19 protein-coding genes are annotated in these 21,079 nt (G+C 66.5%); 9 read left to right on the top strand and 10 right to left on the bottom strand.

Annotated features, from left to right (window positions below):
• Window positions 1-40: 40 nt before the first annotated feature.
• The 3 genes from F792_RS0110625 to F792_RS0110635 all read right to left on the bottom strand — a co-directional run bounded on the left by F792_RS0110625 (window position 41) and on the right by F792_RS0110635 (window position 3,554).
• Entirely contained in the window at window positions 41-511 is a 471-nt protein-coding gene (locus F792_RS0110625) for a PepSY domain-containing protein (protein WP_018169577.1), read from the bottom strand.
• A 251-nt stretch (window positions 512-762) separates the two neighbouring features.
• Window positions 763-2,883 (bottom strand): SulP family inorganic anion transporter, encoded by a 2,121-nt coding sequence (locus tag F792_RS0110630; protein WP_018169578.1) that lies wholly within the window; start codon window positions 2,881-2,883, stop codon window positions 763-765.
• A gap of 92 nt (window positions 2,884-2,975) precedes the next feature.
• Window positions 2,976-3,554: a hypothetical protein gene (locus tag F792_RS0110635; protein ID WP_018169579.1), complete on the bottom strand. Its 579-nt coding sequence runs from the start codon at window positions 3,552-3,554 to the stop codon at window positions 2,976-2,978.
• Window positions 3,555-3,765: 211 nt separating this feature from the next.
• On the opposite strand from F792_RS0110635, the gene F792_RS0110640 reads away from it, so the two are divergent.
• Complete coding sequence (locus F792_RS0110640; RefSeq protein WP_018169580.1) at window positions 3,766-5,247, top strand: HAMP domain-containing sensor histidine kinase; 1,482 nt, start codon at window positions 3,766-3,768, stop codon at window positions 5,245-5,247.
• Window positions 5,244-6,641: a sigma-54 dependent transcriptional regulator gene (locus F792_RS0110645; protein WP_026305962.1), complete on the top strand. Its 1,398-nt coding sequence runs from the start codon at window positions 5,244-5,246 to the stop codon at window positions 6,639-6,641. The genes F792_RS0110640 and F792_RS0110645 overlap by 4 nt, the downstream gene beginning before the upstream one ends.
• A 16-nt stretch (window positions 6,642-6,657) precedes the next feature.
• Here the strand turns inward: F792_RS0110645 and glgB are convergent, their stop codons facing one another.
• A complete protein-coding gene (gene glgB, locus F792_RS0110650) occupies window positions 6,658-8,871 on the bottom strand; it encodes a 1,4-alpha-glucan branching protein GlgB (protein WP_081620146.1) in 2,214 nt (737 codons plus the stop codon).
• A gap of 88 nt (window positions 8,872-8,959) precedes the next feature.
• Between glgB and glgC the strand changes: the two genes are divergently transcribed.
• From glgC to malQ, 3 genes are read left to right on the top strand one after another with little or no spacing between them, the layout of a single operon-like run.
• Complete coding sequence (glgC, locus tag F792_RS0110655; RefSeq protein WP_018169583.1) at window positions 8,960-10,225, top strand: glucose-1-phosphate adenylyltransferase; 1,266 nt, start codon at window positions 8,960-8,962, stop codon at window positions 10,223-10,225.
• Window positions 10,215-11,963, top strand: coding sequence for a glycoside hydrolase family 57 protein (locus F792_RS0110660; RefSeq protein WP_018169584.1), 1,749 nt, complete (start codon window positions 10,215-10,217; stop codon window positions 11,961-11,963). The genes glgC and F792_RS0110660 overlap by 11 nt, the downstream gene beginning before the upstream one ends.
• A gap of 3 nt (window positions 11,964-11,966) precedes the next feature.
• Entirely contained in the window at window positions 11,967-13,448 is a 1,482-nt protein-coding gene (gene malQ, locus F792_RS0110665; RefSeq protein ID WP_018169585.1) for a 4-alpha-glucanotransferase, read from the top strand.
• A 78-nt stretch (window positions 13,449-13,526) separates the two neighbouring features.
• Here the strand turns inward: malQ and F792_RS0110670 are convergent, their stop codons facing one another.
• The 6 genes from F792_RS0110670 to mtgA all read right to left on the bottom strand — a co-directional run bounded on the left by F792_RS0110670 (window position 13,527) and on the right by mtgA (window position 19,367).
• Window positions 13,527-14,117 (bottom strand): hypothetical protein, encoded by a 591-nt coding sequence (locus F792_RS0110670; RefSeq protein ID WP_018169586.1) that lies wholly within the window; start codon window positions 14,115-14,117, stop codon window positions 13,527-13,529.
• 73 nt (window positions 14,118-14,190) lie between these two features.
• Entirely contained in the window at window positions 14,191-14,706 is a 516-nt protein-coding gene (locus F792_RS0110675) for an MOSC domain-containing protein (protein WP_018169587.1), read from the bottom strand.
• Window positions 14,703-15,353 (bottom strand): class I SAM-dependent methyltransferase, encoded by a 651-nt coding sequence (locus tag F792_RS0110680; RefSeq protein WP_018169588.1) that lies wholly within the window; start codon window positions 15,351-15,353, stop codon window positions 14,703-14,705. Before F792_RS0110680 ends, F792_RS0110675 begins: the two co-directional genes overlap by 4 nt.
• 26 nt (window positions 15,354-15,379) lie before the next feature.
• Entirely contained in the window at window positions 15,380-16,066 is a 687-nt protein-coding gene (locus F792_RS0110685) for a zinc metallopeptidase (RefSeq protein WP_018169589.1), read from the bottom strand.
• 147 nt (window positions 16,067-16,213) lie between these two features.
• Complete coding sequence (locus F792_RS0110690) at window positions 16,214-18,526, bottom strand: mechanosensitive ion channel domain-containing protein (RefSeq protein WP_018169590.1); 2,313 nt, start codon at window positions 18,524-18,526, stop codon at window positions 16,214-16,216.
• Between the two features lie 118 nt (window positions 18,527-18,644).
• A complete protein-coding gene (gene mtgA, locus F792_RS0110695; protein ID WP_018169591.1) occupies window positions 18,645-19,367 on the bottom strand; it encodes a monofunctional biosynthetic peptidoglycan transglycosylase in 723 nt (240 codons plus the stop codon).
• A 236-nt stretch (window positions 19,368-19,603) separates the two neighbouring features.
• On the opposite strand from mtgA, the gene F792_RS0110700 reads away from it, so the two are divergent.
• The 4 genes from F792_RS0110700 to F792_RS0110710 are packed head-to-tail and all read left to right on the top strand — an operon-like array spanning window position 19,604 to window position 21,065.
• On the top strand, window positions 19,604-19,933 hold the full coding sequence (locus F792_RS0110700) for a hypothetical protein (protein WP_018169592.1): 330 nt from the start codon (window positions 19,604-19,606) through the stop codon (window positions 19,931-19,933).
• Window positions 19,926-20,339, top strand: a complete 414-nt coding sequence (locus F792_RS0110705; protein WP_018169593.1) for a thiol-disulfide oxidoreductase DCC family protein — start codon at window positions 19,926-19,928, stop codon at window positions 20,337-20,339. Before F792_RS0110700 ends, F792_RS0110705 begins: the two co-directional genes overlap by 8 nt.
• Window positions 20,314-20,490, top strand: coding sequence for a DUF2256 domain-containing protein (locus F792_RS14695; RefSeq protein ID WP_077276949.1), 177 nt, complete (start codon window positions 20,314-20,316; stop codon window positions 20,488-20,490). The genes F792_RS0110705 and F792_RS14695 overlap by 26 nt, the downstream gene beginning before the upstream one ends.
• Window positions 20,487-21,065, top strand: coding sequence for a histidine phosphatase family protein (locus F792_RS0110710; protein WP_018169594.1), 579 nt, complete (start codon window positions 20,487-20,489; stop codon window positions 21,063-21,065). The genes F792_RS14695 and F792_RS0110710 overlap by 4 nt, the downstream gene beginning before the upstream one ends.
• The last annotated feature ends 14 nt before the right edge of the window (window positions 21,066-21,079 follow it).

Consider the following 21,079-nt stretch of genomic DNA (forward strand, 5'->3'; position numbering starts at 1 on the left):
CGCGGTGGAGGGGGACCTCTGGCCGGTGGGGGAACACACGTTAGTCACGTTCAAGTGATAACACCGTGAAATCGTTGCCATCGAGTCGGATATTCAGCTCGTCGCCGTCTTCGGTGATGCCCTCGAGTTCGATGACGCCGTCGTCTTCTAACTCGATCTCCTTGAAGCGGAGCATGCCGTGATCCCGCGCGACGGCCGCTGAGCGGAGAATCATCTGGGCGGTCATGCCCGCCGCGTGATCGGGGTCGCGTACGCGTTCTTCGCGAAGCAGATCACCATCCAGATTAAACCGGGTCTCCATGCGCAGCTGGGCGTCGTCCCAGCCCTTGAGGACGAATTCCCGGTCACTTTCTGCCTCCAGTTCCTCGAAGGTGTCGAAACCGTGTTCCTGGCCGATGTCGACGATGGCCTGTATCGACTCGAGCGGGATGGTGTCGGACTGACCGGGGCTGCACGCCGCCAGAAGGACGATGAGCGGGGCGACGGCAAGGGAGAGAAGGCGCAGATTCATGAGTTCGAGACCTGATGGTGGGTTCTGGGGAGTGGCAAGGACCGGCTGCGCGTCAGTATCGCATTGCGCCCCGGGCGCGTCAGGAAAGGTTCTGACCAGGCGGCCCCCACGCAAAGGCCCAATCGCGTGTGCGCCGTCCAGCTGGATCTCCTCGAAACGCGTCAATTCGGGTTCGCCACGGGTTGCATGCTCGCTTTCTGCCGAGTATAGACGGGAAGGCAGGCCTTGCATGGGCGAGTCCCGGCCTCCTTTCACGATGGATTATCGTCGCCTCGAGTGCCGGGTAGTGCCGGGTTGGCGGTTTCCACTCGGTCCGGGGTGCCGAGGGCGCGCTGCTGCAGTTCGGCGAGGGCGACGCGCTTGTTGGGGAAGATGTTTCCGCGGCCGATCTCGTCCAGCAGGCCGGCACGTTCCATGGCCTCGCGGACGGGTTTCTTGAGACCACTGAACATCAGCTTGCAGTCGGCGGCCGCAAGATCGCCGATCAGGGCGCGCACCTTGTCCACACCCGAGGCGTCGATGCGGTTGATACTGTTGCCGAGCACCAGCACCGCCCGGGCATTCGGGTTGCGCGCGACGGCGTCCATGACCGCGTCCTCGAAGTGGGCGACGTTCATGAACACCAACGAGGCATCGAAGCGCAGTACGGTGAAGTGTGGGCCGGCCGGACGCAGGTCGTTGCTGATCGCCCCGGCCAGGGAACCGTCGGGGCGCAGGCCCTGGATCTCGGAACGCGGGCGCACGGTGCCGACCAGGAACAGCAGCGATGACAGGATTACGCCGACGATCACGCCATTGGCGAGATCCGGGGCCATGTACAGCGTGACGAAGAAGGTCAGGAATCCGGCCAGGCCATCGGCGCGGTTGATGGTCCACGACCGCGCCAGGGCCCGGAAGTCGAGCAAGCCGAACACCGCCGATATCACGATGGCCGCCAGCACTGCCTGGGGCAAATGGTAGAGATAGGGGGTGAGGAACAGCATGGTGATCAGCACGCCGATCGCGCTGACCACCGCGAACAGTCCGCTTTGTGCGCCGGAGCGGGCCGCGACCGCCGAGCGCGAGAACGAGCCGCTGACGGAGTAGGACTGGAAGAAGCTCCCGACGATGTTGGCCAGACCCTGGCCGATCAGTTCCTGATTCGGGTTCAGCTTCTCGCGCCGCTGGGCGGCGAGCGCGCGCGCGATGGAGGTCGCCTCCATGAAGCCGATCAGGGCCATCACGAACGCGGCGGGCAGCAGGGCCGGGATGACCTCCCAGTCCAGCACCGGCAGCTGCAGGCTGGGCAGTCCCTGGGGGATCGTGCCGACGACCTGGCCGCCGGAAGCGACAATGATGCGCTCCGCGTCGAAGCCGGACAGCCGCCATGGGCGGCCCTCGGCATCGGCATGCCAGGCGCGGTAGCGCGCCTGGCCGTCTGCGGTCTCGGTGCGCTCCAGGCGCACCTGGTGGGCTGTTATGCGCAGGTCGCTCAGTTCGCGCTTGAGTTGCGACTCGCGGACCTCCAGGCGGGCCACGCGCACCGCCAGGTCGGGTGATTCCTCGCCCGCCTTCTCGGCCTCCTTGAGTGCGCTGTTGGCCTCGCTCAACTCTTCCGACGTGGTACCCATCTCCGTGCGGGTTGCGGCGAGCTCCTGGTACAGGTTGCGCACGTCGGTGGCCTGGATCTGCCCATGCGTGATGCGTTCGTTGTTCTCGAAGCCGGTCAGGGCGCTGAGTAGAGTACCCAGCACGACGACCACCAGCACGCCCGGCAGGCGGGGCATGATCCGTCGCATCACCATGAGGATCACCAGGGTGCCGGCGCCGAAGGCGATGGTCGGCCAGTGGGCCTCCCCCAGCTGGGCAATGACGCCGGCGAAGTCGGTCAGGAAGGCGCCGGTATCGGGCTTCGGGACATTGAAGAAGGTGTTGATCAGGGAGAGTCCGATGATCAGCGCCGCCGCGTTGGTGAAGCCGACGATGACCGGCTGGGAGACGAAGTTCATCAGGATGCCGAGGCGGAATACGCCCAGCAGAAGGCGCATGATGCCGACCATCAGCGCGAGCAGGATCGAGAGCTGGATAAAGTATTCGGTGCCGGCCACCGCGAACGGCGCGAGCGACGCGGCCGACAGCAGCGACAGCATCGCGACCGGCCCGGTATGCAGAAAGCGCGAGGAGCCCCACAGCGAGCCGACGATCGCCGGGATCGCCGAGGCGTACAGCCCGTACACCACGGGGAGGCCCGCGAGTGTGGCATAGGCCATGCCCTGGGGCACCAGGATCATGGCGACGCTGAGGCCGGCCATGACGTCGGCGCGGACGGATTTCCCGGACATGGGAAACCAGGCGAGAAAGGGAAACAGGCGGTAGATCCGGTCGGTATTCATGTAGACGGGGTGTTCCTTGTTTCGGATTCGGGCGAACGCGTTCGGCCCGGCCGCGATGCGTTGCGGCCGGGTCTGCAACTCGGCGGTGGTGACTAGCCCGCGGAGGGGAGCGCGGCGCCGGACGGCGCGGTCCGGGTGTCGCCCGGCCGCGGTTTGCGGGGTGCGGCGACCATGACCACCGGCAATTCCGCGGCCGTCTCGGTGGCAAGGATCTGGTGGCCGAGGTAGCCCTGTTCGTCGCAGACCAGGAAGTCCAGACGCAGACCGCGACCGAGGACCCGGCGCAGGGCCCGTTCCGGGTCGCCGGTCAGGGCCTCGATGTGAACGCCGTGCGGCAGGGGGCCGGTGTCACGCATGAAGCCGTCGATCAGCGCGCCCGCCTCGGCCTTGCCCAGGAAGGTCAGGACAACCAGCTCGGCATCCAGGCGCTCGCAGCTGTCGGCGGCATAGTCGAACACGGGGCGCGGAGCGAATGGCCCGACGAACAGGCCAATCCGCCGGCGCGGTGCGGGCTGCGCAGCGGCTTGAGGTGCGCCGACCGATGGCGGATTCGCGGTCGGGGTGTCGTTTGCGAGCGCACGATACTTGTCGCCCATCGGTTGCATCTCGGCGAGGTCGGCATAGGCCAGGCCTTCGAGGATCTGTTTCATGGTGTGGCTCAGGGCAGGCATCGATGTCTCCGTTGTGGTTCGTCCACGAAGCCTCTATGCAGATCGCGTGCCACTCTATAAAAACAATGACTTATCCGGCTTGTGGTGGGGTGTTGAGGAGGCGTGTGTTGCACCATGTAACGTTTGACGGGGTGAGGGGCCGCGAATAGCGTTGCGGGCGACCATCCGGGCGTTGCAGAATGTAGCGGTCGCTATTGCAACGAGTAACGTTATGGGGCGCAGTCTGCGCAGCAAGGTCCGCTGGGTGTATGCCGGAGTGGTTGTGTTGGTGCTGGGTCTCGTGCTCGCGCAGTACATCGCGCTTTCGACCATCGAGACGCGCCTGCAACAGGGGGACGTGGTAGCCGAGCTGTTGCAGGACAGTCTCGAGATGCGCCGGTTCGAGAAGAAGTTCTATGGCTCCGGGGAGCATGGGGACCTGGCTGCGGCGCGGGACCATGCCGAGGCGGCGCTGGAACGGGTGCGCGAGAACGAGGCGGCGCTGGCGCAGCATGCGCGCCCCGGCGAGCTCGACGAGTTGCAAGCCGTTCTGGAGCTGTATCGCACGGGGCTGGGCCGGTATCCCGGGCTGGCGGGTGAGCGGCGCGAGCAGCTGGTCGAGTCCATTCGCAACGCCGGCGGCGAGGCCTCGGCGTTGACCAAGGTGCTGAGTCAGCGTGAGCGCGAGAACCTGCGCACCGGGGTTCAGGTATCACGTACGGAATTGCTGCTGGCGACGAGTATCGTGCTGGTGCTGGTCCTTCTGGGCGGCTGGTGGCTGGCGCGGCGGATCCTCGCCCCGCTGCGCTCGGTAGAGGACCAGCTGCGGGCGATCGGGGCGGGGTCGCGCAGGCGTCTGACCGCGCCCAACCAGGATCGTGAACTGGTGTCCTTTACCCACGCCTTCAATGCGATGCTGGATGAACTGGATGCGCGGAGCCAGGATCTGCGCCGTTCCGAGCGGCTGGCGGCCCTGGGGGTGCTGGTATCGGGTGTAGCCCACGAGTTGAACAACCCCTTGGGCAATATCTCCACGGCACTGCAGCTGGTCGCGGAGGAAGGGCGGGGCGGTGATCCGGCCTTGCTGGAAGAGTGGCTGCAGCAGGCCGAGGGCGAGACGGCGCGGGCGCAGAACATCGTGCGCGGACTGCTCATGTATTCGCGCCAGCAACCTCGGAGCCCCAAACGGGAGGAGTGCCGCTCGCTGAAGACCATCCTGGACGGGGCACTCGATCTGATCCGTGCCACGCTCCCTGCGGATCAGGTGACCATGCGAGTCGATGATGCCCTCCAGGTCACCGTGGACCCCGAGCGGTTGCAGCAGGTGTTCGTGAACCTGTTACGCAATGCCTTCGAGGCAGGGGGCGACGACGTAGAAGTCCACATTGAGGCCCAGCGGGGCCGCCTGGCTGACCTGAGGCCGGGTCCCGGCGGGCATGTGGTCGGCGATCTTGTGGTGCACGGCCAGGATTTGACCCCGGTCGTGCGGATTTCGATCGACGACGACGGCCCGGGGATCCCGGACGCGGCGCTGGATCACGTATTCGAGCCGTTTTACCGCGGACGGGACGAGGGGAGCGGTTCGGGCCTGGGCCTGTTCGTGGCCCAGGAAATCGTCCAGGACCACGGAGGGGCAATCGGCGTCAGTCGCTGCCCGATGGGCGGGACGCGGTTCCAGGTCTGGTTGCCCTGCGAATGCGGGGACCGCGCATGAGTCGCGAGGACAACGGTCATCGGGCGTCTCCGGCTGGCGAAATGCGGGAGGCGCGCCTGCTGGTGATTGACGACGAGCCGATTGCCTGCCGCCAGCTGGAGCAGGTCTTTCGGCATTCCCCGTATTCTGTGACGACCCGCGAGGAGGGAGCGACGGGTTTGCGCGCACTGGAGCAGGAGCGCTTTGACGCGATCCTGACCGACCTGCGCATGGCCGGGGTGGACGGCATGGAGATCCTGCGCCGGGCGCGCGAGCTGGATCCGGACCTGGCGGTAATCATGATCACCGGGCACGCCACCCTGGACTCCGCGGTGGAGGCAATGAAGGCCGGGGCCTTCCACTACATTGCCAAGCCGTTTCGTATCGACGAGGTGCGCGAGGTCGTGGCCAAGGCGGTGGAATTCACCCGCCTGCGGCGCGACAACCGCGCCCTGCGCGATCAAGTGGAGCAGGGCGGGCGCAAGGCGACCCTGGTGGCACAGGACACGGCCATGCAGCGGCTGCTGGAGACCGCGCGCCAGATTGCGCCCACCGACTGCAACGTGGTGCTGACTGGCGAGAGCGGGACCGGCAAGGAGTTGCTGGCGCGCTACATCCATAACCACAGCGCGCGGGCCGAGGGGCCGTTCCTCGCGGTGAACTGCGGGGCACTGCAGGACGAGTTGCTGGCCAGCGAGCTGTTCGGCCACGAGAAGGGCGCGTTCACCGGGGCCACCCAGCAGAAGAAGGGCCTGTTCGAGACCGCGGCGGGGGGCACACTGTTCCTCGACGAGGTCGCGGAAACCAGTCCGGCGATGCAGGTGAACCTGCTGCGGGTCCTGCAGGAACGCGAAGGGCTGCGGGTCGGCGGGCGGACGCCGATCCCGGTGGATGTGCGGGTGATCGCCGCCAGCAACCGGCGCCTGGATCGTGCGGTGGATCGTGGCGAGATGCGCGAGGACCTGTATTTCCGTCTGAACGTGGTGAACCTGCTGCTGCCACCGCTACGCGATCGGCGCGACGATATCCCGCTGCTGGCCTACTACTTCCTCAAGCGCCACGCCCTGTCGATGGGCAAGCGCATCGACGACATCGAGCCGGAGGCGCTGGAGCGCCTGGTCGAACACGACTACCCCGGCAACGTCCGCGAGCTGTCCAACATTATCGAACGCGGGGTGGCACTGGCACGTACGGCGAATCTGACCCTGGCCGATCTGCCGCGCGCCCTGCGCGAGACCAGCGCCCGCGTAGTGCACGAGGACGCGGCCCCGCTGCGGACTCTGGAGGAGCAGGAGGTGCTGCAGATCCGTCAGGCACTGGAGCAGACCGGAGGCAACCGCACCCGGGCTGCGCGGCTGCTGGGCATTGACCGCGTGTCGCTGTGGCGCAAGATCAAGCGTCTGGGCATCCAGTAGCCGAGGCGACGTGATGTCAGTCTGCGACCGGTTCCAGCAGCAGCGCCGCGAGCGGCGGGAGGTGCAGGTAGAGCGTGGCGGGATGGCCGTGACGTTCGAGCGGCTCGGCGTAGGCCTCTGCCGGGCCGCGTGAGCCTCCGCCGTAGACCTCCGCATCCGTGTTCAGGGTGACTCGCCAGCGCCCGGCATGCGGTGCGGGTACCGGATAGGCCGCGCGTTCCATGGGCGTCAGGTTCAGCACCACGACCACCTGGCGTCCCTGATGGTCGCGGCGCACGAAGCTGAGCGTGGAGTGCGCGGCGTCGTCGCAGTCCAGCCAGTCGAAGCCGTCCGGCTCGAATTCGCGGGCGTGCAGGGCCGGGTCTTCGCGGTACACCCGGTTCAGGTCGCGCACCAGAGTCTGCAGGCCCTGGTGCAGGGGGTACTGCAGCACGTACCAGTCCAGCTCGCGATCCTCGGACCATTCGGGGCCCTGGCCGAACTCCTGGCCCATGAACAGCAGCTTCTTGCCGGGGTAGAGCCACTGCCAGCTGTAGAGCAGGCGCAGGTTGGCGTGCTGCTCCCACTCGTTGCCGGGCATGCGCCCGCGCAGGCTGCGTTTTCCGTGCACCACCTCGTCGTGCGAGAACGGCAGGACGAAGTTCTCGCTGTAGGCGTAGAGCTGGCCGAAGGTGAGCTGGCCATGGTGGTGGGTGCGGTAGATCGGGTCCATGCCGAAATAGGTCAGGGTGTCGTGCATCCAGCCCATGTTCCACTTCATGGTGAAGCCCAGCCCGCCCATGGACGGTGGGCGGCTGACACCCGGCCAGGCGGTCGATTCCTCGGCGATCATGGCGACGCCGGGGTGGCTGGTCTGGACGGTCTCGTTCAGGTGACGCAGGAAGTCGATCGCCTCGAGGTTCTCGTTGCCGCCGTGGATGTTGGGCAGCCAGTCCTCGCCTTCGCGGTCGTAGTCGCGGTAGAGCATGGAGGCCACGGCGTCCACGCGCAGGCCGTCGAGGTGGAAGTCCTCGACCCAGCACAGGGCGCTGGAGAGCAGGAAGTTGCGGACCTCGGGGCGCGAATAGTTGAAGATCAGCGTGCCCCAGCCACGATGCTCGCCGATGCGCGGGTCGGCATGTTCGTACAGCGCCGTGCCGTCGAAGCGCGCCAGCGCGAACTCGTCGCGCGGGAAGTGGCCCGGGACCCAGTCGAGGATCACGCCCAGTCCGGCCTGGTGGGCCTGGTCGACGAAGTAGCGAAAGTCGTCCGCGTTGCCGAAGCGCGAGGTGGGGGCGAAAAAGCCCGTGCTCTGGTAGCCCCAGGAGCCGTCAAACGGGTGCTCTGTGATCGGCAGCAACTCGAGGTGAGTGAAGCCCAGGTCGCGCGCGTAGGGCACCAGACGCTCGGCCAGCTCGCGGTAGTTGGGCCATTCGCCCTCCGGGCTGCGCTGCCAGGAGCCCAGGTGCACCTCGTAGATGCTCATGGGCCGGTGCTTCCAGGCCTCGGGGTCGCGATTGCGCATCCAGTGGTCGTCGTCCCAGGCGTAGCTGCTGGGGGGCTGGATCCGCGAGGCGGTCTCGGGGCGGAGCTGGTAGGCGCGGGCGTAGGGATCGGCCTTCAGATGCAGACTGCCCTGGTCGCGGTTGCGGATCTCGAACTTGTACAGCGTCTCCGTGGCCAGGCCCGGGATGAACAGTTCCCAGATGCCGCTTCCCGGGTGGACGGTCATCGGGTGGCAGCGGCCGTCCCAGCGGTTGAAGTCGCCGACCACCGAGACGCGCTCGGCGTTGGGCGCCCAGACAGCGAAACGCACGCCCTCGATGCCGTCGCGGGTGAGCGGATGGGCACCCAGCATGCGGTGGGCATGCCAGTGGCGGCCTTCGGCGAACAGGTGGCGGTCGAATTCGGGGATGTCCGGCGCGAAGGCCCAGGGATCGACCTGCTGCAATGTTGTTGTGCCACCCTCGGGCTGCCAGTCCAGTTGCGGTTGCGCGGGGAGGTCGTCCGCCGACCCCTGCCAGAGGAACAACCCCGGGAACCCGGCAGCCGGTTCCAGCGTCGCGAGACCACCGTCACAAAGTGTGACGGACGCCGCGCTCGCATGTGGCAGCCAGGCCCGGTAGCAGGTGGTTTGTTGATCCAGCGCATGGCGCCCGAGGACGCCGTGGGGGTCATGTAGCCGTGCCTCGGTCAGACGTCGTAACGAATCGGCGACGGAACGGGTGCATTTGTCGGGGGCTGTTGCCATACTCGGATCCAACTCGCATTTCGTATGTGGAACGACGGAATTCGGGTTTACGGTCTCTAGTACAACACGACTAAGCAAGGAAGGGTGCATGACTCCGCAACCGCAACGCTACGTTAGCCGCCTGACGCGGGAGACCCTGGCCCTGATCCTGGCCGGCGGGCGCGGCTCGCGACTGAAACAACTGACGCTGTGGCGGGCCAAGCCGGCCGTGCCCTTTGGCGGCAAGTTCCGCATTATCGATTTCCCCCTGTCCAACTGCATCAACTCGGGCATCCGTCAGGTGGCGGTGGTGACCCAGTACAAGGCGCACTCGCTGATCCAGCACATGCAGCGGGGCTGGAGCTTCCTGCGCGGGGAATTCGGCGAATTCATCGAGCTGCTGCCGGCGCAACAGCGCATCGAGACCTCCTGGTATGCGGGAACGGCCGATGCGGTCTACCAGAACATCGACATTATCCGGCAGCACAATCCGAGCTACGTGCTGATCCTGGCCGGGGACCACATCTACAAGATGGACTACGGCCAGATGATCGCCTTCCACGTGGAGAGCGGCGCGGACATGACCGTGGGCTGCCTGGAGGTAGAGCAAGAGCGCGCCAAGGCCTTCGGGGTGATGGGCGTGGATGCCTCCAGCCGGATTACCTCGTTTGCCGAGAAGCCGGAGGAGCCGGCGCTGATCCCCGGCAGCAAGACCCACTCGCTGGCCTCCATGGGGATCTACGTGATCAATACCGACTTCCTGTTCGAGCAGCTGATCAAGGATGCCGACGACACCTTTTCCAGCCATGACTTCGGCAAGGACATCATCCCCGGCATCATCGAGCGGAATCAGGTGATGGCCTACCCGTTCCGCGACGAGCAGGGCGTGCGCCAGGGCTACTGGCGTGATGTGGGGACCATCGACTCGTACTGGCAGGCCAACCTGGAGCTGATCGGCGTGACCCCGGAACTGAACCTGTACGATTCGGAATGGCCGATCTGGACCTACCAGGAACAGCTGCCGCCGGCCAAGTTCGTGTTCGACGACGAGGACCGGCGCGGCATGGCGATCGATTCCATGGTCTCCGGCGGCTGCATTATTTCCGGCAGTACCGTGCGCCACTCGCTGCTGTTCTCCAACGTGCAGGTGAACGCCTGCGCCACGGTCGAGGACTCGGTGATTCTGCCGAGCGTCACCATTGGCGAGAACTGCGTGATCCGCAACGCGGTGATCGACAAGGGCTGCAAGGTGCCGGACGGGACCGAGATCGGGGTGGACGACGAGGCCGATGCACGCGACTACTTCGTCTCTCCGGGCGGAGTGCGCGTGGTCACGCCCGAAATGCTGGGCCAGGCCACTCATCATGTCCGCTGAATCCGGCAGTTCCACTGCGCTCGCCACGCAGCCGCCGCAGCTCGATGTGGTGTTGTGCTGGCACATGCACCAGCCGCAATACTACGACTCGGGCGCGGGTGAGTACGTGCTGCCGTGGACCTACCTGCACGCATTGAAGGACTACACCGACATGGCCGCGCACCTGGAGGCCTGCCCCCAGGCGCGCGCAGTGGTGAACTTCGCCCCGATCCTGCTGGAGCAGATCGCCGATTACGGCGAGCGGCTGGAGGCCGGTATTGGCGACCGCTCGAGCTTTGGCGATCCGGTGCTGGACCTGCTGCAGATGGACATCGTGCCGGTGGATCCGGTGCAGCGCCGCGAGATCCTGCGCGTGTGCCTGCGGGCGCATGCCCCACGCATGATCGAGCCGTTTCCGCTGTTCGAGCGCCTGGCGGCCCTGGCGCGCCAGGCGCTGGAGGATCCGGTGCTGCTGGCGCACCTGGATAACCGCTATTTTCAGGATCTGGCCACTTGCTACCACCTGGCCTGGCTGGGCGAGACCGTGCGCCGGGCCTATCCCGAGGTGCAGGGCTGGCTGAAAGTCACGACCGCCTTTAATCGCGATGTCCGGGGCCGGCTGCTGAAGCTGATCCGTGACGAGGTGAAGGCGATCCTGCCACGCTATCGCGAGCTGGCGCAGCAGGGGCGGGTGGAGCTGTCGTTTACCCCGTATGCCCACCCGATCATGCCGTTGCTGCTGGATCTGGATTCCGCTCGCGATGCGATGCCGGATATCGCCCTGCCGCAGGCCCCGGTCTACCCGGATGGCGAGGCCCGCGTGCGCTGGCACATCGAACGTGGGCTGGAGGTGTTCGAGCAGTATTTCGGCTTTCGCCCGCGTGGCTGCTGGCCGTCGGAGGGGGGCATCAGCGAGGCGACCGTGCGCCTGCTGGATGACTACGATATTTGCTGGACGGCCAGTGGCCAGACGGTGCTGGGTAACAGCCTGGCCGCAGCCGGTCAGACGGCCGAATCCAACACCGGATCGGCGGAACAGGAGGGCTGGCTGCACCGCCCTTATCGGTTGGCGGATGCCAAAACCGAGATGTTTTTCCGTGATGACGGGCTGTCCGATGCCATCGGTTTTCGTTATGCCGACTGGCATGCCGACGACGCAGTCGGCGATTTCGTCCATCACCTGGAGAACATTGCCTCTGTGTCGCCCGAGGGTGGCGTGGTGGCGGTGATCCTGGATGGCGAGAACGCCTGGGAATACTACCCGGACAACGGCTTCCATTTCCTGCGGGCGTTGTATGAGCGCCTGGCGGAAAACCCGCGCCTGAACCTGTGCACCTTCTCCGACGTGTGCCAGCGCAGCGGGCCGCGCGCGGATCGCGGCGAGCTGCCGGGCATGGTGGCCGGGTCCTGGGTCTACGGGACCTTCTCCACCTGGATCGGTGATCCCGACAAGAACCTCGGCTGGGACCGCCTGATCGAGGCCTGGACGGCGGTGGATCAGGCGATCGCGCGGCGCCCTGCACTGGATACGCCGCAATTGCGCAAGCAGTTGGCGGTGTGCGAGGGCTCGGACTGGTGCTGGTGGTTCGGGGAGTACAACCCGGCCGGATCAGTCAGCGACTTCGAACAGCTCTACCGGCGCCATCTGGCGCGGCTGTACCAGCTGGCAGATCTGGAAGTGCCGGAGTCCCTGGGCGAGGTGCTTTCGGTCGGGGGTGGTGATCCCGCCGCCGGCGGCACCATGCGCAAGGGACAATAGTCCATGGAGGCGGGCGAAGAGCACTGTAATCCGCTGATGCAGCGCCGCCGGGCCGGCATTTTGCTGCATCCGGTCTCACTGCCGGGCCCGGGCCCGGGCCCGGTGGGGACGCTCGGGCAGGAGGCCTTCCGGTTTCTGGACTGGGCGCGGGATGCCGGATTCAGCCTGTGGCAGATCCTGCCGTTGCATCCGCCGCAGGAGGACGGTTCGCCCTACGCCAGTATCTCGGCCTTCGCCGGAGATGTGCGCCTGATCGACCCGCAACGGTTGGCCGCACGGGCGGGGCTGGATGCGGACGATGGGCCGGTCGAGACCCTGCTGAAACAGGCGCGGGAGCGGCTGGGGCAGGCGGGCGAGGGCTGGGCGCAGGCCTACCAGGCCTTCCTTGATGCCCAGGGTCCGGTCTGGCTGGATGATTTTGCCCGTTTCGTGGTCATCTGCGGCCGCGAGGATGGCCGCCCCTGGTGGGAATGGCCGGCCGCATTGCGCGATCGCGATCCGGCCGCCCTGGCGGCCGTGGAGGCCGAAGCGGCCCAGGCCCTGGAGGCCGTGCGCTTCGCCCAGTTCGTCCTGTTCGACCAGTGGCAGGATGTACGCGAGCATGCACGCAAGCAGGACATCCTGATCCTCGGCGACATGCCGATCTTCGTGGCCCACGACTCGGCCGAGGTCTGGGCCCACCGCGACCTGTTCGACCTGGACGCCACGGGGCATCCGCAGACCGTGGCCGGCGTGCCGCCGGATTACTTCTCCGAGACCGGGCAGCGCTGGGGCAATCCGCATTACCGCTGGGATCGTCTTGCCGAGCGCGGATACGACTGGTGGGTGGAGCGCATGCGCTGGACGCTGGAGACAGTGGATGCCGTGCGCATCGACCACTTCCGCGGCTTCGAGGCGAGCTGGGCGGTCCCGGCAAGCGAGCCGGATGCGACTCAGGGCCACTGGGTGCCGGGGCCGGGTGCCGACTTCTTCGAGCAATTGCAGGCTCGTTTGGGTGTGTTGCCGCTGCTGGCGGAGGATCTGGGCGTGATCACGCCGGAGGTCACCGAACTGCGCCTGCGTTTCGATCTGCCGGGCATGCGTATCCTGCAGTTCGCCTTCGAAGGAGGGGAGGACAACCCCTATCTGCCGGCGAACCATGATGAACTGAGTGCGGTGTATACCGGGACCCATGACAACGACACCACGCTGGGCTGGTTTCGCTCCCTGGAGCCGGCCATGCAGGAGCATGTGATCGGGACACTGGATGAGGGCCCGGCCGAGGAGATGCCGTGGCCGCTGATTCGTGCGGCCTGTCGTTCACCGGCCCAGCTTGCGATCCTGCCGATGCAGGACGCCCTGCACCTGGGATCGGAGGCGCGCATGAACACCCCCGGCACAGTTGGTAACGGCAACTGGAGCTGGCGCTTTGGCTGGAACCAGCTGCCCGATGGACAGACCGAGGCGCTGCGTGCGCTGGCGCAGGAGACGGGTCGCCTCGACTGACGGTCCGGCCCGGACATGAAAAAAGCCCGGTCCCTTTGCAGGGGCCGGGCTTTCTTTGTTACCGGGCTGGTTGCGCGATTAGCGCATCATGCCGCCCTGACCACCCTGTTGCTGCTGCATCTGTTGCTGCATTTGCTGCATGCGCTCGATCACGTCGTCGATATCGGCGTTCTCCTGGCGCATGGCGGCCATCAGGTCTTCACGCAGGGATTCCTGCGCCTGGCGAATTTCCTGGTCTTCCGCGACGGCCTGCTGTGCTTCCTGCAGGTTCATCTGCGCCTGCTGCACGTCTTCGGACTGAATGACTTCCTGACGTTGCTCCGCGCTTAGATCGGGGTCGCGCAGCTGCTCTTCGGCTGATTCGAGGGTCTCCAGATCCCGGCGCGGCTGGTAGCCGGCGGCCTCCATCTTGTCCAGCACCAGGTTCTCCAGTTCTTCACCCTTCTGTTCCAACTGGGGGTTGTTCTCGATGGCCTGCTGCTGGGTCTCGGCGAGGGTCTGCTGGAGCTGCTGCATCTCCATCTGCGGGTTGCCGCCCTGGCCACCCTGCATGCCCATGCCGCCCTGACCTTGCCCCTGGCCCATGCCCTGGGCGATGGCGAGTGGGCTGGCCAGCGCGAGCGCGGCGGCGGCAATCAGTCCGGCGAGGGACTGGGAACGAATCTTCATAAAGTTTCTCCTTGTGAATACACGTATATCGTAGTCAATGGCACTTAACCCCAGCTTAACAAGCGTGGCCGAATCATGCGGGACCGCCCGGGTGCCAGCTCACCCGGTCGCCGACGCGAAGGATCCCGGAATGCGCGACTTCAAGGCAAATCCCGCTGTCGAGACCGAGGGCTCGCGCGAGGTTGTCGCCCACTAGCTGGTTGAGATACCCACAGGGCGGGCGTGGCCGTCCGATCTTCAGGACCGCCTCTCCGATCCGAAGAAAGCCACTCTGGCGGGGTATGCGGTACCAGTCGGAGACCACGAGGTTGCGGCGATGTTCCCCGGGGGCGATCGGGCGGCCGCGGCGCTGTGACGCCCGTTGCAGTTCCGGGGCCGTGATCAGTGTGACCGGGCAGCTCTCGACCGCATGCCAGTGCCCGCGATGGGTGGCGTAGCGGTCGCCCCGGAGTCCGCTGCCGGCGATGGCCTCGATGGACTCGATCGAATCCATCGGGTCGCCAGCCGCGGCACAGACGTGGATTGCCTGCAGGTGCGCGACGGGCAGACCGAACCATTCCGGACGCCAGGCACGCAGTCGGTGGATCATTGCGGGAGGTCTCCTGTGCGGCTGAACAGGGCTATATCGGGGGCAGGCAGGTCCAGTGTGCATCCCAGGCGGGTGGCAATCCACTGGAGTGTGGCCGGGCCGTAGAAGGCGACATGGGTGGGGTCGCGGCGATAGTGCCAGCGACGAAAGCCGGCCGCCGCAGGGGGCCATTCGGTCATCACCGCCAGGACCCCGCCGGGGCGCAGGCCCGCGACCATGGTTCCCAGCGTGTTCAGGGGCGTGTGCAGGTGTTCCAGGACCTCGGTGCAGGTAAGGATGTCCCAGCCGTCGCCGGGCGGATCGGGTTGTGCGGGGGTAAAGGCCGGGTCCCAGAACGCCATCGTGTAGCCCCGGTCTTGGAGCAACCCGGCGAGCACGGGTTGCGGACCGCAACCCCAGTCGAGTCCGTGGGCCGGGGGTGGCCGCGCCTTGACCAATGGTTCGATCAGTCGCTGCAGATGGGCGCGGTAGCCGGGATCATCCGGCCGGTTCTCGTGGGTCTGGTAGTACGCCCTCTCCACCTCGCGGTGGGGCCAGGCGTTGCGTTCCAGCGCGATCACGCCGCAGTGCTGACAGCGGCGATAGTCTCCGGGCGAGGCGTCGCCGATGCCGCGGTGGTGAAACGGCCGGGTGGACTGCCCGCACAACGGGCAGGCGTCCGGGGCGGGAACGGTCATCGGCGCAGGTACCGGAACCACGAGGCGATGTTCAGCAGGCTCATCAGCGACTGCGACAGGTAGGTATAGGCCGCCGCCTTCAGGATGCGTTCGGCATGTGGGTAGTCGGGCGGGTGCAGGTAGTTGCCCTCGCGCAGCATCGGCATGGCACGGCGGAAGCTGGCGTCGAACTCGGTGGGCAGGGTGACGAAGTGGACCAGTGCGGCCAGACCCATGGACAGCACCCCGGCCAGGAAGAACAGGATCCCCGGCGCCGGGTGTCGCGCCAGTAGTGTAATGAACGGAATGGCGACCAGTAGCCAGGCGCCGATTTGCTGGCCGTAGCGCGTCATTCCGACCAGCGTGCTGCGCATGCGCAGTGGCGCATAGCCCTGGGCGTGCTGTACGGCGTGGCCGACCTCGTGGGCGGCCACGGTAATCGCCGTCAGCGAGTGGCCGTCGTGGTTCTCCGGTGACAGGCGTACGGTGCGCGAGGCAGGGTCGTAGTGATCGCCGTCCTTCGTGGTTTCCACCTGGACCTTGTGCAGTCCGTGGCGGTCCAGCAGCTCGCGCGCCAGCTCCGCGCCGGTGCCATCGTAGCGGTCCGCCGGGCGGTGGTATTTCTTCATGGTGTGGCGGACCCACCAGCCGGGTGTCCAGGCAACGAGCAGGAGCAGAGGCACAAGCAGGATCAGGAGACGCATGCGCTCATGATCTCCCGAAGCCCGAGCCGTCGGAAAGAGCCAGCGTCTCCCTGGGGCCTTGGGAGCGGGGTCGCCCGCGAAGCCCCTGCCCGGGAGCTGCCGCGGCAGGGGGGATTCGAGTGCGCGCCCCGCTCACGGACAAGCGCTTCAGTCGTCGGCCTCGTCGTAGTCGCCCTTGTGCTTCGGATTTGGGCGCGCCCGCCGGTCATCCGAGTAGTCGTCGCCATCCTGCTCGTTGGCGGGTTTCTCCTGCAGAAGCCGTAGATTGGCTGCCGGGGCGCCGCCGTCCTTCTCCTGACCGAAGTAGATGGTCTGGTGCGGGAACGGGATCTCGATGCCGGCGGCGTCGAAGTGCTTCTTGACCAGGCGGTTGAACGCGCGGCCCAGGCCGAACTGGGTGCCCGGCAGGGTCTTGATCCGGACCCGCACGTTGACCGAGCTGTCGGCCAGTGCGGTGACACCGTGCACCTCCATCTCGTCGAGGATGTTGGGTCCCTGGTCGGGATCCTGCTGGAGTTCCTTGAAGGCCTCGCGCAGGCGCACGATGACCTCGTCGATGTCCTCGCGATAGGCGACGCCGTATTCGCCGACGTGGTAGGCGAACTCGCGCATGTAGTTCGCGACCGCATCCACCGACGAGAACGGGATCAGGTGGTAGGTCCCGGAGAGGTCGCGTACGCCGAGCGAACGGATGGTCAGGCGTTCCACCACGCCCGTGGTGCCGGCCACCGTGACGATGTCGCCGACGTTGATGGCGTTCTCCAGCTGGATGAAGACGCCGGTGATCACGTCCTGCACCAGTTTTTGCGCCCCGAAACCGATCGCCAGGCCGAGGACACCGGCACCGGCCAGTAGCGGGCCGATGTTCACGCCGATCTCGGCGAGCACGATCATGGTGGTCATCACGATCAGCACGATGGCCATGGCGTTGCGGAAGATCGTCAGCAGGGTGGTCTCGCGGGCGGTCGGCCCGCCGCCACCGGTGTTCGGGTTCATGCGGTGCTCGACCCAGCTGGCAAAGACCAGCCAGATGGCCAGCACGCCCAGCAGGATCAGCGCCACCGAGATCGCGGTGCCCAGCACCGCCATGCCCATATCCGAGGCCAGCCATGTGGTCAGACTGAACGCACCCCAGGCATCCGCGACCACGGCCAGCACGACCAGCAGGATCACCAGGCGCATCACCTTCAGCGCATTGGGGATGTAGGAGTTCAGGCGCAGCTCCAGCGACGGGAACTTCTCCCGGGTCTCTTCGGGCACCCGAATCCGGCGGCCGATCAACTGGGTCAGCAGGTTGGCGACGAAGATGCCCACGAAGATGGCGAGCAGGGTCTGTCCGGTCGCCTTGGCCATGAAGGGGAGCGCATCTTCCGGCCGGGTGATGCTGACCACGGCCAGGGCCAGGAAGTAGATCAGGGCGATCCAGTGCCAGAAGTTCGCCAGCAACGAGATCACGATGCGGGTGAAGGCGTACTGCGCCCTGTTGGCCAACCTGATCAGGCGGTCATGCACCCGGGTGCGGTTCTGCAGGATGATCACGGCGGCGTAGAGGAAGGCCGTTAGCATCACGATCAGCCCCAACGAGCGCCCCGCCTCGGAGGAGATCTGGTTGTTGGTGATCGGGACCAGCAGCAACAGGCCGTAGCCGATATACCCCACGATGCGGGCCAGCCAGGCGTTCCAGTAAGCGGCCTCGTCCCCGGCCATCGGCAGCAGGCGCAGGCCGTGGTAGCGAGTGGCGAAGATCAGGCGCAGGGCCGCCTTGGTCACCTCGATCAGCAGGAATGCGTTCAGGAACAGCGAGTGCCGGGTGTTCATCTCGCCCGAGTCGCCCAGCACGAACAGCGCCAGTGCATAGCCGGCCAGCCAGGCGAGGATCACGACGAGGAAGTCGATCGCCGCGGCCAGGACCACGGCCGGTAGCGCCCGCATGAGCCGCATATGCTCGGCCGCATTCAAGGCCCAGCGATCAAGTCGGGTGAACAACGGTGCGCCCAGCCTTCGCAGTATCAGGAACACCACCACGGTGAACACGATGACGAAGGCGAGATCCAGTACCGCCAGCCCGAACACGGTGGGCTCGACTCCGCGCACGCGCTCGGCGATATCCACTGCGATGTCGTTCAGGGCCCGGACCTCGGCCACGGTGCCTTCGGCCAGCGACTGGGTGAGCTGGGCAATCTGGCGCGCCACGGATTCGCTGTCGCCGGTTTCGACCGGCAGGTCATTCGTGGCGGCGTCCTCCGCGCTGGAGCCGTCGCCGGAGCGCAGGGCCTCGAGCAAGTCTTCGCGGGCCTCCTCGTTCTCCAGTGCGTCGATGAGCATCTGGCGCAGATCGCTGCCGGAATCCTGCTGACCGGTGCCCTGTGCGGACGCGGCCCCGAGGGGCAGGATCAGTAGGAGCGCGAAAAGCACCAGCAGGCGGGAGAAGTCGATACGCGGCGCGCGCAGATGGGTCACGGAAAACCTCCATGTCTGGGAGGGACATCCTTGCGAGCCCCCGGTACGGTCAGTCAGTCCGAGGCAGTCTAAAGGCTGGAAGTTCCGTGCCACAATTTCGGTGGCCTGCGCACAGGCTTTATTCCAGCAGCATCGGATCCAGCCAGGCGATGCCGAGCTGGGCCATCTGCTGCTCGACCCAGACGATCCGCCGGTCAAGGTTGGGTCCCGGGCGGACCGGGTTCATGCGGCCGGGGCTGGGCAGGATGGCTGCCAGGCGCGCGGACTGGTGGCGATCGAGCTCGGTGGCGGAGATCCCGAAGTAGTGTTGGGCGGCGTTCTCGATGCCGTAAATGCCGGGACCCCATTCCGCCAGGTTGAGATAGATCTCGAGGATGCGCCGCTTCGGCCAGAGGGTCTCCATGCCGAAGGTGAACCCGGCCTCCAGCGTCTTGCGTGCCCAGGAGCGGCCGTGCCAAAGAAAGAGGTTTTTCGCGGTTTGCTGGCTGATGGTGCTGGCTCCGCGCAGGCGCCCGCCGCGTGCATGATCGCTGAGCGCCTGGCGCACCGAGCCCCAGTCGAAGCCGCGGTGGTTGGGGAAGTGCTGGTCCTCGGCCGCGATCACCGCCAGCATCAGATGGCGGGGCAGGTCGTCCAGGCGTTGCCAGTCCGGGCGCCGGTTGGAGGCGGTCTGCCAGTCGGTTGCCACCACCATGGCCATGCCGTAGGGCGGGTCGACCCGGGCGAAGAGCACCACCAGGGCGAGCATTGCCCCGATCCCCAGCGCCAGCAGAAACGCGACCAGCCCGCCGGTCCAGTAGAGCAACCGGCGGAGCGGACGGCGCTTGAGGCGCGTGGCCACTACGGTCTCGCCTCTTGGCGGTGGGCGTGCGGGTGGATGACTGTCCGGAGACGGGGATTCATGGGCTGAAAGGATAACGCCTGCGCTCGCCGGGCGGGATGGGGCGTGCCCTTTCTTCTCTTCTGGAAGCACGCGCGGCGAACTGTTTTGCCGTTTCGTGGCCCAAAGGCGAAGGGGTGAGGAGGACGACCCCGGAATTTGCCTTAACAAGCCAACCGTTCGCGAAGGAGAGAGCCATGGATGTATTGCCCTATCGCTATGTCACCCCGAGCGGCGAGGCCGTGTCCTTCGATTTTTATCTGCATCCCGAGACCGGTTCCGCGGTGCGGGTGCAACAGTTGCTGGATCGCCTGACCGACACGCTGGACAGCGAGATCGGTGTGCTGGGCGATACCTGCAATGGCGACGTGCTGCAAGCGCTGGCAATGGCCCTGGCCGTGCGCACGGAGATGATCCCGGCCAACCCCGAGATGACCCAGGATCTGGCGCGTGATGTTGTCGAGCGGGCGCTCAGATCCCTCGATGGTGCCCGGCACCAGCAGACCGGGCCGGTGGGGCATGCCTGAAAACCACCAGGACCAATATTCCGAGGCCCCGGGACGACCGGTGGTGTTCTTCGACGGCGGCTGTCCGCTTTGCCGGCGCGAGATCGGCCACTACCAGCGGCTCGACACCGCGGGCGCGATCGATTGGCGTGATATCCATGCCGATGCCACACCGCTCGACGCCTGGGGGATTACCTGGGATCGTGCGATGCAGCGCATGCATGCCGTAAGCGCCGACGGGCGCATTCGCAGCGGCGCCTGGGCCTTCGTGCTGGTCTGGCGGCACCTGCCATATTACCGCTGGCTTGGCGGTGTGCTGCATCGCCTGCCGCCGATCGTCTGGCTGATGGATCGCGTCTACAACGTGATTGCGCGTTATCGCTGGCGCTCGCGCTGCGACGATGGGGTCTGTCACCCGGACCGCTAAGGTGGCCCACGCCAAGCCGCATCTACCGGAGAAGACCTGTGCGGTATGCGGCCGCCCGTTCGCCTGGCGGCGCAAATGGGCCCGGTGCTGGGATGAGGTTCGCTACTGTTCGGACGCCTGCCGGCGTCGCCGTTCGGGGAAGATCGCGTGACGAAGCGCTTTGTCGTTCTGGTGTTCTGGATCGCCGCGCTGGCGGTGCCTCTGCCCCTGGTGGCGGGCGACCTGGCGGCCGAACGCGCGATCGTCGCGCAATTACAGGAGCCCCACCGCATCCTGCTGCTGCGCCATGCCCTGGCGCCCGGCATCGGTGACCCGTCGGGCTTCGATGTGGATGACTGCGCCACGCAGCGCAATCTGTCGGCTGAAGGACGCGATCAGGCGCGCGCCAGTGGGGAGCGCCTGCGCGCGGCGGGCCTGGAGTCGATCCGGGTGTTCGCGGGTCCGTGGTGCCGCAATGTCGATACCGCGGCGCTCCTGGGGTTCGGTGAGCCCGTGGTGCTGGAGGCAATGGGCTCGGTGTTTCGCACTAATGCCCCGCATCGCGAGCGGCGCATGCAGGCGTGGCGCGAACACCTGGCGGAAGAATACCGGCAGACGGCGGGGCCGGCGGTCTACGTGACCCACCGGGCCAACATCATGGAGCTGAGCGGCCGCAGCCTTGGCGCCGGGGCGATGCTGGTCGTCGAGATCGACGCGCAGGGCAATGCCCGGTCGGTGGATCAATAGCCGCGCGACCCGAA

It is taken from the genome of Thioalkalivibrio sp. ALMg9, from assembly GCF_000380625.1.
In the GTDB taxonomy this organism is placed as follows: domain Bacteria; phylum Pseudomonadota; class Gammaproteobacteria; order Ectothiorhodospirales; family Ectothiorhodospiraceae; genus Thioalkalivibrio; species Thioalkalivibrio versutus.